Consider the following 14,640-nt stretch of genomic DNA (forward strand, 5'->3'; position numbering starts at 1 on the left):
GCTGAGTCAACGCCCGGCCTGGGACGGTTCAATGCGTTCTCGCGGTACGAGTATCCGCACCAAGGTTGTCGCCCTGCTGCTCTCCCTGGTCGCGCTCTGGATGTTCGCGGCATGGGTGACCCTGCGCGACGGCTTCAACCTGCTCGGTGTCCAGCTGATCAACAGCAAGGTCTACACGCCGAGCGAGCCGCTGCTCCAGGAGCTCCAGTTGGAGCGGCGGTTGACCCAGGCGTACCTGAGCAACCCCAACGCCGCGCAGCGGACGGCACTTGAGGCCGAGCAGCGCAAGGCCGCGCAGCTGGCGGGGGACTTCGGCGACTCGGTGCGCAACTGGCAGGTCGACGTGGCCGGCAGCACGGCACTCGACGCCCAGCTCGACGCGACGATCGCTGAGATCGACGCGCTTGAGCAGACCCGCGCGGAGGTGCTGGACCGCAAGATCGACCGAGTCGCCGCCGCCGAGGCGTACACCGACGCGATCGAGTCGATCTTCCAGATCTACGACGTGACGGGCAGCCTGGACGACAAGCAGATCGCCGGCGAGGCCGCGGCCCTGATCCAGCTCAACCGGATGAAGGAGCTGATCTCCCAGGAGGACGCGCTGCTCAGCGGCCTCTTCGGCAACGGCCGGATGAGTGGGCCGGAATACGCCCGCTACGTCAGCCTGGTCGCCGCCGAGCGGTTCCTCGGCGAGGAGGTCCGGGCCCGCCTCGCCGACGCCGACCAGCGCCGCTACCAGGAGCTCGTCGAGGGCGAGGCGTTCACCCGACTGCGCGCCGTGCAGGACAGCATCATCCGCGAGGGCCGACCGTCGACCCAGTTGCCGATCGGCGCCGAGCAGTGGCGCGGCACGGTCGAGCCGGCGCTGGCCGAGGTGAACGACGCGGTGACCGCCGGCGGTGAGGGCATCGTGGACCGGGCCACCGGCGTGGCCGTTCTGGTCGTCGTCCGGCTGGTGCTCGCCACCGGTCTGGGCCTGCTCGCCGTCATCGCCTCGGTCGTCGTCTCGATCACCACGGCCCGGACGCTGCTGCGCCAGCTGGACCGGCTGCGCCAGGCCGCCTGGCAGCTCGCTGACGAGCGGCTGCCCCGGGTGGTGGAGCGGCTCGGGCGCGGCGAGGAGGTCGACGTGGCCACCGAGGCGCCCCCGCTGGAATTCGGCACCGACGAGATCGGCCAGGTCGGTAAGGCGTTCAACGCCGTGCAGGAAACCGCCCTGCGGACGGCCGTCGAGCAGGCCGACCTGCGCCGCAACGTCCGCGAGGTCTTCCTCAGCCTGGCCCGACGCACGCAGGCGCTCGTCCACCGCCAGCTCACCCTGCTGGACGCCATGGAGCGCCGCGAACACGACGCGGAGGAGCTGGAGGACCTGTTCCGGGTCGACCACCTGGCCACCCGGATGCGGCGCAACGCGGAAAACCTGATCGTGCTCTCCGGCTCCACTCCCGGTCGGGCCTGGCGGCGCAACGTCGCCATGGTCGACGTGGTGCGCGGCGCCGTGGCCGAGGTGGAGGACTACACCCGGGTCAACGTGCTGCCGCTCGGGCCGGTCTCGCTCGCCGGCCGCGCGGTCGGCGACATCATCCACCTGCTCGCCGAGCTGATCGAGAACGGCCTGTCGTTCTCCCCGCCGCACACGACGGTCGAGGTCCGTGGCCAGTTGGTGGCCAACGGGTTCGCCATCGAGATCGAGGACCGTGGCCTCGGTATGAGCGAGGAGGACCTGGCGGCGGCGAACCACCGGATCGTCGACCAGTCCGAGCTGAACCTCGCCAACGCCGCCCGGCTCGGGCTCTACGTGGTGAGCCGGCTGACCGAGCGGCACGGCGTGCGGGTACGACTGAAGGAGTCCGCGTACGGCGGTACCACCGCGGTCGTGCTGATCCCGCTGGAACTGGTCACCGACGACGGTGCTGACCCGGAGGACTCCGGCGCGTTCCGGGCCGGTTCGACCATCCCGGTGCCGTCGGCGCCCTCCGCCGACACCGGCCGCCCGGCCTTCCTCGCACCGGTCGCGCTGGCCGCACCGGCGAGCACCACGCCGGACGTACCGGAACCGGCCAACCCGGCGGCGCCGATCCAGGCCGACACCGCGACCCCGACGACGCCGGCCGACGAGGCCGGGGCCGAGACCCTCCTGCCCACCCGACAGCGGACAACCCTGACGCCGGAGTTGCCCACCCGGGCCCGCCGTGGGCCGGGCCAGCCGGCCCTGGAAGCCCCCACGGTGCCCACCGGCCTACCCGCGGTCGACCGCGTCCGACCGGCGGACCACGCCAACGTGCCGGTCGCGGGCGGCGATGGCGGTCCGATGCCAGCCCGAGCCGAGGCGGACCGGACCGACTCGGGCCTGCCCGTCCGGATCCGACAGGCGAACATCGTCCCCGAGCTGCGGGACGACCCAGCGGTGTCCGAGGCCGACGACGAGGATGTGGTGCGCCCACCGGATCAGGTGCGCCGGATGATGAGCTCCTACCAGACCGGCACGCGGCGCGGTCGGACCGACGCGGCCCGGCTGCTCGGCGGCGGTTCCGGCGCCCCGGCGGCGCCTCTCGAGCCGACCGACGAAGACCCACAAGCGACCTGACCGAGCACTGATGACGCGGGTTCCCGCGCGTGTGACGGTCAAGCCCCAGACGAATACGGCGCACAGCCGGGCGAGAAGAGGACGACGAAGTGACCCAGAAGACGGCTTCGAGTGCCGACCTGACGTGGTTGCTGGATGACCTGGTGGGCCGGGTGAAGCAGGCCGAGCACGCGGTCGCGCTCTCCACCGACGGCCTGTTGATGGCCTCCTCCCAGGGGTTGAGCCGGGACGACGGCGAGCACCTCGCGGCGATGGCTGCCGGTATCCAGAGCCTGGCCCGAGGCGCCGGTAAGCGCTTCGGTGGCGGGCAGGTGCAGCAGACCATCATCGAGATGCAGTCGTCGTTCCTGTTCGTCACGGCAGCCGGCCGCAACGCCTGCCTGGCGGTCCTGGCCACGGAGGACGCCGACGTCGGCCTGATCGCCTACGAGATGGCGATGCTGGTCACCCGCGTCGGCAAGTACGTCGCATCCCCGTCGCGCGGCACCGAACAGCCGGCCGGCGAGAGGTAACGGCGATGACGGTCCAGGGGGAGTCCGCAGACCAGCAGTGGGTGGATGACCATGCCGGTCCGGTGGTGCGCCCGTACGCGGTGACGCGCGGTCGGGCCCGCCCGGTCACCGGCACGTTCGATCTGATCTCCCTGGTCACCGCGACCCGAGCCGAGGTCACGCCGGAGGTCGGTCTCGGTCCGGAGCATTTGGCGATCGTCGGGCTGTGCCAGCGCATACAGTCCGTCGCCGAGATCGCCGCCCATCTCGACCTGCCGGTGGGCACCATCCGGGTGCTCCTCGGTGATTTGGCGGCCCGCAGCCTGGTACAGGTCCGTGAGCCGCAGACCACGGCCGGTCTTCCCGACAACAGCATCTTCGAGGCGGTAATCAATGGACTACGGGCACTCTGACCGGCCGGCGGGAGCGACCCCACTGCCCACCGCGATCAAGATCCTGGTCGCCGGGGGTTTCGGCGTGGGAAAGACGACCATGGTCGGTGCGGTCAGCGAGACCCGACCGTTGCGCACCGAGGAGGTGCTGACGGAATCGGGGGTCGGCATCGACGACCTGTCCGGGGTGGAGGGTAAGACCACCACCACCGTGGCCATGGACTTCGGTCGGATCACCATCAGCGAGGACCTGGTGCTGTACCTGTTCGGTACGCCCGGCCAGGACCGGTTCTGGTTCGTCTGGGACGAGCTGGCGTTGGGCGCGATCGGCGCGGTGGTGCTGGCCGACACCCGCAGGCTCGCCGACTGCTTCCCGTCGATCGACTACTTCGAGGGCCGGGGCACCCCGTTCGTGGTCGCGGTGAACTGCTTCGAGGGTGCCCGGGCGTACCGGCTCGACGAGGTGCAGGCCGCGCTGAACCTGGACCCGGGGGTGCCGGTGCTGCTCTGCGACGCCCGCCAGCGTGAGTCCAGCAAGGAGGTGCTCGTCACGCTGATGGAGCACGCCATGAAGACCCGCGAGGCCCGCCGCCGCGCCGCCGGAGGAAACTGATCGAATTTTCTCGGGGGAGGGTGTCCGGAACGCTCCCGGCCGAACGTCATGCTGGCGATACCCCGAGAAACCAGGGAGCGACCAGATGAAGTACATGATGTTCGTGTGCAGCGACATCGAGCCGGACACCGACCCGACCGATCTGCCCGACATCCACAAGTGGGTGGAGGAGAACGACGCCAGTGGTCGCCGCCTCACCGGCGACGCGCTGGCACCGACCAGTGCCGCCACCACGGTCCGCGTCCGTGCCGGTGAGCTGCTCGTCTCCGAGGGGCCGTTCGCGGAGACCACGGAGGTGATCGTGGGTTTCGACCTGCTTGAGTGCGCCGACCTGGACGAGGCGATCGAGGTGGCGCGCGCCCACCCGATGGCCCGCGAAGGCCGACTGGAACTGCGCCCGTTCGCCGGCCTGCCCGGCTGACCGGATGGCCCGCACCGACACACCGGCCGGCGCGCACGCGGGCGCCGGCCGGGTGCCCGGCGCGCAAACGGCCGTGGCGGCGGACGCCGTCGCGGCCGCCAGCGTCGAGGCGTACCCCCGGATTGTCGCGACCCTGATCCGGGTGACCGGGGACTGGGCGTTGGCCGAGGACTGCGCCCAGGAGGCGTTGGCCGTCGCCCTGGAACGCTGGCCTGCCGACGGCGTGCCGGCCAACCCGGGCGGCTGGCTCATGACGGTGGCCCGCCACCGGGCGATCGACGTGCTGCGCCGGGCCACCGTGGAGCGCCGAAAACTCCACGACCTGGCGCTGCTCACGCCGGTCGACGCGCAGCCCGAGCCGGAGGTGGGGCAGGACGTGGTGGACGACCGACTGCGACTCATCTTCACCTGCTGCCATCCTGCGCTCGCGATCGAGGCCCGGGTGGCGTTGACGCTACGAACCGTCTGCGGGTTGCCGACCGCGGCCATCGCCCGGCTCCTGCTGGTCAGCGAGTCGACGATGACCCGACGGTTGACCCGCGCCCGCACCCGCATCGCCGAGGCCGGCATCCCGTACCGGGTGCCCACCGGGCCGGCGCTGACCGAGCGGCTGCCCGGCGTCCTGGCCGTGTTGTACCTGCTGTTCACCCGGGGCTACGTCGCCGACGGCGAGCCGGCCTTCGCCGACGAGGCGATCCGGCTGGCTCGGCTGCTCGACCGGCTGATGCCCGAGCAGTCCGAGGTTGCCGCGCTGCTCGCGCTGTTTCTGTTGCAGCACTCCCGAGCCGACGCCCGCCGCGACGCCGCCGGCAACCTGCTGACCCTCCAGCGGCAGGACCGCGGCCGGTGGGACCGCGCCGCCATCGTCGAGGGCCTGGCCGTCCTCGATCGGGTACGCCACGACGGGCCGTACGCGTGGCAGGCCCGCGTCGCCGCCTGCCACGCCACCGCCGCCTCTGCCGACGCCACCGACTGGCTGACGATCGCCGGAGCCTACGACGCGCTGGCCGACATCCGGCCCTCGCCGGTGATCGCGCTCAACCGCGCGGTCGCGCACGGCTACGCGTACGGGCCGGCGGCCGGGTTGGCGCTGCTCGACGCGGCACGTGCGGGCGGCGCGCTGGACGCGTACCCCCTGGCTCTCGCCGTCGAGGCGGATCTGGTGGCCCGGCAGGGCGACCGGGTGCGCGCCGCCGCCCTGTTCCGGCGGGCCGCGACCGAGGTGGCCTCCGCCGCCGAGCGCCGCGTGTTGCTCGACCGCGCCGCCGACCTCATGCCATAGCCGTCCGGTGCCGCACGCTCGGAGCGGGATCGGCAGGTCCGCTCGGCGGTGCGATTCGTGAGAGGATCCCGCGCATGATCGACGTGGATGTGCGGCCGATGTCCCGGGCCGAGTTCGATCGGTGGCAGACCGACGTCGTCGACGCCTACGCCCAGGATCAGGTCACGGCGGGCACCTGGACGGCCGACGAGGCTCTCCACCGTTCCGCGGAGGCCAACCGGGTCCTGCTGCCCCAGGGTATGGCCACACCCGGCATGTTCTTCCTGCTGGGCGTGCTGCCCGACGGGACGACGATCGGTCGCCTGTGGATCTCGCTGACGCATCCGCGCGGCGTCTCGCACTGCGCCTACCTCTACGACATCGAGGTGGTCGCCGAGCACCGCGGCCGGGGCCTGGGGCGGGCGCTGCTCACGGCCGCCGAGCGGACGGCTCGCGAGGAGGGTGCCCACGCCCTCGAACTCAACGTGTTCGGGAGCAACACGACGGCCCTCGGTTTGTACCAGAGCTCCGGTTATCGGGTGACGACCCAGCAGATGCGCAAGAACCTCCGCACGGACGCCCAGTAGGAAACCGTCGTCAATCCAGGAAATCGACGCCGACGAGCGTGGCGGCGCGGTACGCGGCGAGGCGCTCGACCTGCTCGACGACGCCCCTGCGCCTGCTCTCGGGAAGCTCCTGCCAGGGCTGGACGGTGACCGTCATCCGGGCGCCTGACGTGCGGGGCCGCCAGGTGCCGACCAGCTCACCGTCGACCAGGACGGCACCGGGGCGACCCAGCACCGGCCACAGTTCCTTGGCGCGGGCGGCGTCGGGCACCAGCATCGCCCGGTCCCTGGCCTGGAGGAAGAGGTCGAACGGGCCGAGCAGGCGGGTCGCCGCCGCCCCGGACGATCCCAACGCCTGCTCGTCGGCGGCCAGGATCCAGCGCCTCTCCCCGTCGACCGTCACCTCGACCGTGTCCGCCGGCCAGTGTGCCCTGACCTCCCGGACCGGTGCGTCGAGGTAGGCGGCCACGTGGCCGGGGGTGGCCGGACCCAGCAGCCGCAGGTACGCGCGCACGAGGTCGAACCGGTCGCCCGCGCCGTCCGGCGCGCCGAACCCGGGGATGCGCCGCAGCACCGGCGGCGACGTGCCGCGCCGCAACTCCAACCCGGCACGCACGGCGGCCAGCCGGAACGGCATCTCGAAGATGTGCGTGGCGTTGCACGGACGGCAGAACCGCAGGTACGGCTCGGGCAGCACCGAGTTCAGGCGGCCCGAGACGTCGCCCTTGACCATCGGCTCGGTGACGATGGCCCGCAGCTGGGCGGCCACCGTGTCGAGTGCCGCCAGGTTGCCGATGCCGGCGGCCTTCAACGGCTTGGCGGCGTCGTAGATGCGCTTACCCGCGTCGGCGTCGGACCACGGTGCGACAGCCGCCGCCACCGCCGCCACGTCGGCCCGCCGGTAGAGGTGGGGTGCGCCGCGCACGGTCCACAGTAGGACCAGGTCGTCCTCGGAGGTCACTGCCGCGTCGACCCCACGCACGGCCAGCGCCCAGCCGCCGCCGTCCGGGCCGGTGTCCTGCACGCCGATGTCGAGCACGGCCGTGTCGGACAGCGAGCCGCGCGCCCGGGCGAGCTGCTGCGCCTGGACGCGGAAGGCCATGACCTGACGCCGATTGATCATCCCGCCACCATATGCCGCCAGCGGCTTGGCCCGTCGGACGCGCGGAACCACTCCCGGAACGCCGCAGGGCCCCTTCCCGCCGTGGCGGGAAGGGGCCCTGGTGGACGCCGTACGTCAGTTGGCGATCATGCGGCGCAGCACGTACTGCAGGATGCCGCCGTGCCGGTAGTAGTCCGCCTCACCGGGAGTGTCGATCCGCACCACGGCGTCGAACTCCACGCCGGTGTCGGTGCTGACCCGTACGGTGCGCGGGGTCTCGCCGTCGTTGAGCGCGGTCACCCCGGTGATGGTGAACGCCTCCGTGCCGGTGAGACCGAGCGACTCGGCGGTGGTGTCCACCGGGAACTGCAGCGGCAGCACGCCCATGCCGATGAGGTTGGAGCGGTGGATCCGCTCGTACGACTCGGCGATGACCGCCCGGACGCCCAGCAGCATCGTGCCCTTGGCCGCCCAGTCCCGCGACGAGCCCGAGCCGTACTCCTTGCCCGCCAGCACGACCAGCGGGATGCCGGCCTCCTGGTAGGCCACGGAGGCGTCGTAGATCGAGGACTGCTCGCCGGTGAGGTGGTTGACGGTGAAGCCGCCCTCCACCCCGGGCACCAGCTGGTTGCGTAGCCGGATGTTGGCGAAGGTGCCCCGGATCATCACCTCGTGGTTGCCGCGGCGGGAGCCGTACGAGTTGAACTCGTGGCGCGGCACACCGTGCTCGGCGAGGTACGTACCGGCCGGGGAGTCGGCCTTGATCGCACCGGCCGGCGAGATGTGGTCGGTGGTCACCGAGTCACCCAGCTTGGCCAGCACCCGGGCGCCGGCGATGTCGACGACCGGGCTCGGCTCCGGCTGCATGCCCTCGAAGTACGGGGGCTTGCGCACGTAGGTGGAGTCGTCGGCCCAGGCGAAGGTATCGCCGGTCGGGGTGGGCAGCGACTGCCACCGCTCGTCGCCGGCGAAGACATCGGCGTACGCGGCGCTGAACCCGGTCGCGCCGATCGCCTGGGCGATGACGTCCTGGATCTCGGCGCTGTTCGGCCAGATCTCCCGCAGGTAGACCGGGTTGCCCTCGCTGTCCTCACCGATCGGCTCGTTGGCCAGGTCGATGTCCATCGTGCCGGCGAGCGCGTACGCGACCACCAGCGGCGGGGACGCCAGGTAGTTCATCTTGACGTCCGGGTTGATCCGGCCCTCGAAGTTCCGGTTGCCGGAGAGGACCGAGACCACCGACAGGTCGTGCTCGTTGACGGCGGCGGACACCTCCTCGGGCAGCGGACCCGAGTTGCCGATGCAGGTGGTGCAGCCGTAGCCGACCAGGTTGAAACCGAGCTTGTCCAGGTACGGCGTGAGACCGGCCCGCTCGTAGTAGTCCATGACGACCTTCGAGCCGGGCGCCAGGGTGGTCTTCACCCACGGCTTGCGGGTCAGGCCCTTCTCCACCGCGTTACGGGCCAGCAGCGCGGCACCGATCATCACCTGCGGGTTGGACGTGTTCGTGCAGGAGGTGATCGCGGCGATCACCACGGCGCCGTGGTCCAGCTCGTACTCGACGCCGTCGGCGCCGGTGACCCGGACCGGGTTGCTGGCCCGTCCACCCGCGCCGACCGCCGCGGTCTCCAGGTCGCGCGGCTCGTCGGCCGGGTCGCTGAACTCGTTGGCCGGCGGGTCGCTGGCCGGGAAGGACTCGGCGCTGGCCTCGTCGGCCGGGCCGTTGGCACCGCGCGGCAGCTCCTCGCGGGGAACGCCCGGCTTGAGGTCGCGCTCACCGACGGAGTCGTCGGCGACGTAGTCGGTCAACGCGGAGCGGAACAGCGTCTTCGCGGCGCCCAGCGGCACCCGGTCCTGCGGGCGCTTCGGGCCGGCGAGCGACGGCTCGATGGTGCCGAGGTCCAGCTCCAGGCGCTCGGAGTACTCCGGCTCGTGGTTCGGGTCGTGCCAGAGGCCCTGCTCCTTGGCGTACGCCTCGACGAGCGCGACCTGCGCGGCGTCGCGACCGGTCAGCTCCAGGTAGCGGACCGTCTCCGCGTCGATCGGGAAGATCGCGACGGTGGAGCCGTACTCCGGGGACATGTTGCCGATGGTGGCCCGGTTGGCCAGCGGCACGGCGCTCACACCGGGGCCGTAGAACTCGACGAACTTGCCGACCACACCGTGCTTGCGCAGCATCTCGGTGATGGTGAGCACCAGGTCGGTGGCGGTGGTGCCGGCCGGCATCTCGCCGGAGAGCTTGAAGCCCACCACCCGGGGGATCAGCATGCTGACCGGCTGGCCGAGCATCGCGGCCTCGGCCTCGATGCCGCCGACGCCCCAACCCAGCACGCCCAGGCCGTTGACCATCGTGGTGTGCGAGTCGGTGCCGACCACGGTGTCCGGGTACGCCTGGCCGTTGCGCTCCATGATGGTACGGGCCAGGTACTCGATGTTGACCTGGTGCACGATGCCGGTGCCCGGCGGGACGACCTTGAACTCGTTGAACGCGGTCTGGCCCCAGCGCAGGAACTGGTAGCGCTCCCTGTTGCGCTCGTACTCCAGCTCGACGTTGCGGGCGAACGCGTCCTCGCGGCCGAACAGGTCGGCGATCACCGAGTGGTCGATGACCAGCTCGGCCGGGGCGAGGGGGTTGACCTTGGTGGCGTCGCCGCCCAGGTCACGCACGGCCTCGCGCATCGTGGCCAGGTCGACCACGCAGGGCACGCCGGTGAAGTCCTGCATGAGCACCCGCGCCGGGGTGAACTGGATTTCCACGCTCGGGGCTGCGGTGGAGTCCCACCCGCCGAGCTGGCGGATGTGGTCGGCGGTGATGTTCGCGCCGTCCTCGGTCCGCAGCAGGTTTTCCAGCAGGATCTTCAGGCTGTACGGCAGCCGGTCGTGGCCGTCCACCTTGTCGATCCTGAAAATCTCGTAGCTCGCGTCTCCGACGCGTAGCTGGGTCTTCGCACCGAAGGTGTCGAGGCTCGCCACGTCGTACTCCTTCACACCAGCGACCGTGAGTAGTCCTGAGCAGTCTGTCGCACCGGTCGGAGTGCCGCCGAGGTTAGGTGACACTTACCGCCGATTCCGCTCTCAACAAAACCGTACGTCCGTCTTGCTAGTTGCGCAACTCGCCGCAGGCATCCGCGCGCCCCATCTGACCCCTAGCCCCCTAGGACGCGATAGGGGGTGTGCGCGAACTCGACGCCGCCGAGCCAACCCCGGGCGCCGAGCCGGCCCGCGCGGCCGGACGGGCCTGACCCGAACGACGGCGAAGGGCCGGGCCCCGTGGTGGGGTCCGGCCCTTCGGTGGTGTGGTGGTGCGGGTCAGCTGGTGGCGTAGCCGCGGGTGGCGATCCAGTCGGCGAGGTGTTCGACGGTGACCTCGTAGGAGGCGGTGTTCGGGTCGGCAGAGTCGGCGATCTTCACCACGTTCCCGTTGTCGCGGTACCCGACGACGCTGATGTAGTGCCCACCCTCGTAGGAGTGCACCCCACCGTCAACATCGGTGGTGGTGCCGGCGATGTTCGCGACCACGGCCCGACCGTCGTCGACGGTGCGCACGATGTCGCCGCGCAGGGTGTCGGTCTGCTTGTCGTCGGCGCTCGGGTTGCTGATCTCCACGCTGTGGTAGGCGTCGTTCTTACCGGTTTCCTTGTTCAGGACCGGGGTGATGTCGTTGATGGAGTTGGTGCCGGCTTCGGTGGTGCCCATTTCCTTGGCCATGGCGTCGACGCTGATGTCCTTGCCCTGTACGGACAGGGCGTTGCGGGCGGCGGCGGGGCCGCAGTAGTAGAAGTTCGGCTGGGCCTCGTAGCGCACACCGAGCTGACGCTCACCCGAGGGCTTGCGGTCGGTTTGGGTCTGGGTGGCGGGCTTGGCGTCCGACGCGGCGTACGCGGCGGTGACGGGGCCGGCGATGGCGCCGCCGGTGAAGGCGAGCCCGGCAGCGGTCAGGGCGGTCTTACGGATCAGATCGGTACGCATGATGGCGTGCTCCTCTGCGATGGGGGATACGCGCGGCACACAGAAACGGGGGGGTGTGCCGTGCGGGAAGTTCAGAAAGGGGGATCTGCCCGGCGGCTCGGGGGCCTGCTCGGGTGTCCGGGGGGTGTAACCGTGGCGGCCGGTCGGGTGTTCCCGGCTGGGGCGCCGCACGCCAGAGCCCGGGGGCTACGGCGGCATGCCAGGTATAACGACCCGGGCCGGCCCCCGATTCCACCGTCAGGGTGGCCCCGGTCACGGGAGGCGACGCCTACAACCGGACAGCACACCCGGTTGGGTGGCAACCCGACCCGACATCCGGCGCGACCGGGCGCGGACCGGACATCCGACGCGACGAGGTTGTCGAGGCGGCCCAGCCGCCGGACGACCCCACTGGCGCGCTGACGGGGCGAGTAGCTGGTCCAGGACGTACTGCCCTCAGGCAACGTTTAGGCTGTGACCGAGAAGGGTGGATCATGATCGCTGCATGTTGCCGGGCGTTGGCTCCTTCCCTCCCCGAGGGCGGCCGATGAGCGCAGTGGCATTCCTGAACATCGCCATGCACGGGCACATCAACCCGACGCTGCCGGTCGTGGCCGAACTCGTTCGTCGCGGTCACTCTGTCACCTACCACACGACGCCCGCCTTCGCCGAGAAGATCGCGGCCACCGGCGCGCGAGTGCTCCTCTACGCCGGGGACGACGTACCGCTCTCCGGCCCGCCGACGCCGGTCACGCTGATGGAGCAGCTTGCGCGCACCGCCGTACGCGTGCTGCCCGCCGTCCTGACCGACCTGCGCGGCGCCCGGCCCGATCTGATCGTGCACGGCTCCCTCTGCCCGTGGGGGCCGGTGGTCGCCCGGGAACTCGACGTGCCGGCCGCATCGTCGTTCACCACGTTCGCGTTCAACCGGCAGGTGCCCAGCCCCACCCGCGGCTCCTGGGAGCTGCTCGCCGCAGCGGCGTCCCTGCCCCGCCCCGCCGGGGGGTACCTGAGGTCGCGTTGGGAGCTGCGCCGCCGGTACGACACGCGTGCGGTTCCCCTGATCGACCTGGCGAACATCCGTCAGCCGCTCAACCTGGTCTACACCTCGCGGGCGTTCCACCCCGAGGCCGACAGTTTCGACAAGTCCTACCAGTTCGTCGGACCGAGCATCGGCGCCCGCCCGGCAGACTCGGCGTTCCCGGTCGATCAGCTACGGGACCCGGTGATGTACGCCTCCATGGGCACGGTGTTCGACGCTCCCCGGCTGCTGCGCTGCTTCGCCGACGCGCTCGCCCCGCTGGGTGGCACCGTGATCGTCTCCACCGGACACACTGATCCCGTCGCGCTCGGTCCGCTGCCGGCCAACGTGATCGCCCACCGTTCGGTACCGCAGTTGGAGGTGCTGGCCCGCGCAGCGCTGTTCATCACCCACGGCGGGGTGAACAGCGTCAACGAGGCTCTGTACACCGGCACCCCGATGCTGGTGGTCCCGCAGGGCGCTGACCAGCTGTTGGTGGCTTCCCGCATCGTCGAGCTCGATGCCGGCCTGTCGATCCGTACCGAGGACGTCTCGGTGGAGGGGGTGCGCGCCCTCGCCCAGCGGCTGCTCGACGAGCCCCGATTCCGGGCCGCCGCGAGCACCCTGCAGGTCGCCCAGCGTCAGGCAGGCGGCTACTCGCGTGCCGCCGACGTACTTGAGCGCTTCGTGCAGCAGACCGGCTCGGTCACTCAGCCGGGCTCGGCCGATCTGCCACCGCAGGGCTGACCGATGTCCCCTGTCGTCGCCGTCCTGCTGCTGTTCGCCGGGCTGTCCGAGGCCGCCGGGCGTCTCCTGCCCGTGGTGGCACGCCTGTCCGGTGTGTCGCACACCAGGGTGGTCGGGATGGTGCTGGCCGGTGCCGTCGTCGACGGCGCGGTATTCGCGCTCTGGCCGCTGTCCGCATGGGCCCTAGCCAATCTGGTACTGCCTACCTCGCCGTCCGACGAGGTCGCGCTGGTCTGGACACCAGGCCTGGCCGCCCCTCTGCTGCTTGCCGCAGTCCTCGCGTTCCCGCTGCTCGGGCCGCTGCTGCACCTGTTGCTCATGGTGGGGGTGGGGGCCGGCCTCGCCGGTGCGCTCGCGACGGCGACCGGGGTCGGCTGGTGGGATGCCGCCGGCTGCGTGGCGATCGCGGGAATCGGTCTCGGCATCTCCGTCGAGGCCGTCCGCCGCCTGGTCGTGAGGCTCAACAGACCACGAGCACCGGAGCCGCTCACGTGATCGAGCTTGCGCTCCTGCTGCTGCTCGGCGGGCTCGGACTGGTGCTGCTCGCCGAAGCTCTGCTTGCCCGCTACGAGGTGCTGGTCTATGCCGCTGGCTGGCGGACGCCCACCATCGCACGCCCCACGGGCATGCCGTACGCCCGAGGTGCGGAGCCCGACCGCCCTCCGGCCGCCTACCTGGTCTATCTGGACGGCATCGGGAAACGCCGTTTCCACGACACCCGTGACGGCGGCCGGCTGGTTAAGTCCTTGATCAACGGCGCGCCGGAGCTCAGGGTGCTGGGCCAGGTGCAGCCCTACTCTCCGCTGGCCGTTCCACTCGCCAATCGGCCGGTGTGGACATGGCTGCGTCGCCACATCGGGCTGCTGCTGTTCCTGCACAACGTGATGCAGATCTTCGTTGCCGCGGATCGCCGGTACCGTCCCCTGTACAACCGCGCCGTCGGCTCGCAGATCGCCACCGAGCTCCGGGGCGCCGGTTACCAGCGTGACAGCGGTATCCCCGTGGTACTGCTCAGCTACAGCGGTGGCGCCCAGGTGGCCAGTGGCGCCGTGCACGAACTGTGGTCCCAGCTGCGTACCCCGCTCTGGCTGATCACTCTCGGCGGGTTCCACAACGGTGCCAACGACATCAGCCACGCCCAGCACCTCGACCAGCTCACCAGTGCCGGCGACTGGATCGAGCGAGTCGGCACCTGGATCTTCCCGCAGCGGTGGCGGCTGTTCCGCTGGAGCGGATGGAACCGGGCCGACCGCGAAGGGAAGATCACGGTGCACGGGCTCGACCCCGCCACCCACATCGGTCCGCGCAGCTACATCTCCCCGGAGGCCCGGTTACCCGATGGCCGCAGTCACCTCGACCGGACCACCGACACGGTGATCGCGCTCATCCGGGATCGCCTCCGCGTGACCGCGGAAACCGACGGTCCGCTGCCATGAAACGCTCGACCATGACGTTCTCGTGGTGAGCGGACCGCGGCAGCGGTCCAACCGC

At 71.1% G+C, this 14,640-nt stretch carries 13 protein-coding genes; 10 read left to right on the forward strand and 3 right to left on the reverse strand.

The features are described 5' to 3' along the window. Nucleotides 1–31 precede the first annotated feature (31 nt). The 7 genes from ACQEUX_RS01920 to ACQEUX_RS01950 all read left to right on the forward strand — a co-directional run bounded on the left by ACQEUX_RS01920 (nt 32) and on the right by ACQEUX_RS01950 (nt 6,352). Nucleotides 32–2,587: a nitrate- and nitrite sensing domain-containing protein gene (locus tag ACQEUX_RS01920; RefSeq protein ID WP_433040144.1), complete on the forward strand. Its 2,556-nt coding sequence runs from the start codon at nt 32–34 to the stop codon at nt 2,585–2,587. 89 nt (nt 2,588–2,676) lie between these two features. Continuing rightward, nucleotides 2,677–3,099: a roadblock/LC7 domain-containing protein gene (locus tag ACQEUX_RS01925; protein ID WP_433040147.1), complete on the forward strand. Its 423-nt coding sequence runs from the start codon at nt 2,677–2,679 to the stop codon at nt 3,097–3,099. 5 nt (nt 3,100–3,104) lie between these two features. Next, a complete protein-coding gene (locus ACQEUX_RS01930; RefSeq protein ID WP_433040150.1) occupies nt 3,105–3,491 on the forward strand; it encodes a DUF742 domain-containing protein in 387 nt (128 codons plus the stop codon). Beyond that, complete coding sequence (locus tag ACQEUX_RS01935; RefSeq protein WP_433040153.1) at nt 3,472–4,083, forward strand: GTP-binding protein; 612 nt, start codon at nt 3,472–3,474, stop codon at nt 4,081–4,083. The genes ACQEUX_RS01930 and ACQEUX_RS01935 overlap by 20 nt, the downstream gene beginning before the upstream one ends. 85 nt (nt 4,084–4,168) lie before the next feature. Continuing rightward, nucleotides 4,169–4,504 carry a YciI family protein gene (locus tag ACQEUX_RS01940; protein WP_433040156.1) on the forward strand — a complete coding sequence of 112 codons (336 nt, stop codon included), beginning with the start codon at nt 4,169–4,171 and terminating at the stop codon, nt 4,502–4,504. 4 nt (nt 4,505–4,508) lie between these two features. Next, a complete protein-coding gene (locus ACQEUX_RS01945) occupies nt 4,509–5,786 on the forward strand; it encodes an RNA polymerase sigma factor (protein WP_433040159.1) in 1,278 nt (425 codons plus the stop codon). 74 nt (nt 5,787–5,860) lie between these two features. Further along, a complete protein-coding gene (locus ACQEUX_RS01950; RefSeq protein WP_433040162.1) occupies nt 5,861–6,352 on the forward strand; it encodes a GNAT family N-acetyltransferase in 492 nt (163 codons plus the stop codon). Nucleotides 6,353–6,362: 10 nt separating this feature from the next. Here the strand turns inward: ACQEUX_RS01950 and ACQEUX_RS01955 are convergent, their stop codons facing one another. The 3 genes from ACQEUX_RS01955 to ACQEUX_RS01965 all read right to left on the reverse strand — a co-directional run bounded on the left by ACQEUX_RS01955 (nt 6,363) and on the right by ACQEUX_RS01965 (nt 11,402). Continuing rightward, the gene (locus ACQEUX_RS01955) at nt 6,363–7,454 is read right to left on the reverse strand and encodes a winged helix DNA-binding domain-containing protein (RefSeq protein WP_433040165.1); all 1,092 of its coding nucleotides are present in this window, start codon (nt 7,452–7,454) and stop codon (nt 6,363–6,365) included. 114 nt (nt 7,455–7,568) lie between these two features. Further along, complete coding sequence (locus ACQEUX_RS01960; protein ID WP_433040168.1) at nt 7,569–10,421, reverse strand: aconitate hydratase; 2,853 nt, start codon at nt 10,419–10,421, stop codon at nt 7,569–7,571. Nucleotides 10,422–10,742: 321 nt separating this feature from the next. Further along, nucleotides 10,743–11,402, reverse strand: coding sequence for a C39 family peptidase (locus ACQEUX_RS01965; protein ID WP_433040171.1), 660 nt, complete (start codon nt 11,400–11,402; stop codon nt 10,743–10,745). Nucleotides 11,403–11,928: 526 nt separating this feature from the next. On the opposite strand from ACQEUX_RS01965, the gene ACQEUX_RS01970 reads away from it, so the two are divergent. From ACQEUX_RS01970 to ACQEUX_RS01980, 3 genes are read left to right on the forward strand one after another with little or no spacing between them, the layout of a single operon-like run. Next, on the forward strand, nt 11,929–13,149 hold the full coding sequence (locus ACQEUX_RS01970) for a macrolide family glycosyltransferase (RefSeq protein WP_433040174.1): 1,221 nt from the start codon (nt 11,929–11,931) through the stop codon (nt 13,147–13,149). A 3-nt stretch (nt 13,150–13,152) separates the two neighbouring features. Next, nucleotides 13,153–13,644: a hypothetical protein gene (locus tag ACQEUX_RS01975; protein WP_433040177.1), complete on the forward strand. Its 492-nt coding sequence runs from the start codon at nt 13,153–13,155 to the stop codon at nt 13,642–13,644. Further along, on the forward strand, nt 13,641–14,585 hold the full coding sequence (locus ACQEUX_RS01980) for a hypothetical protein (RefSeq protein WP_433040180.1): 945 nt from the start codon (nt 13,641–13,643) through the stop codon (nt 14,583–14,585). The genes ACQEUX_RS01975 and ACQEUX_RS01980 overlap by 4 nt, the downstream gene beginning before the upstream one ends. Nucleotides 14,586–14,640: the final 55 nt, after the last annotated feature.

Source organism: Micromonospora sp. CA-259024, from assembly GCF_050936255.1.
Classification (GTDB): domain Bacteria; phylum Actinomycetota; class Actinomycetes; order Mycobacteriales; family Micromonosporaceae; genus Micromonospora.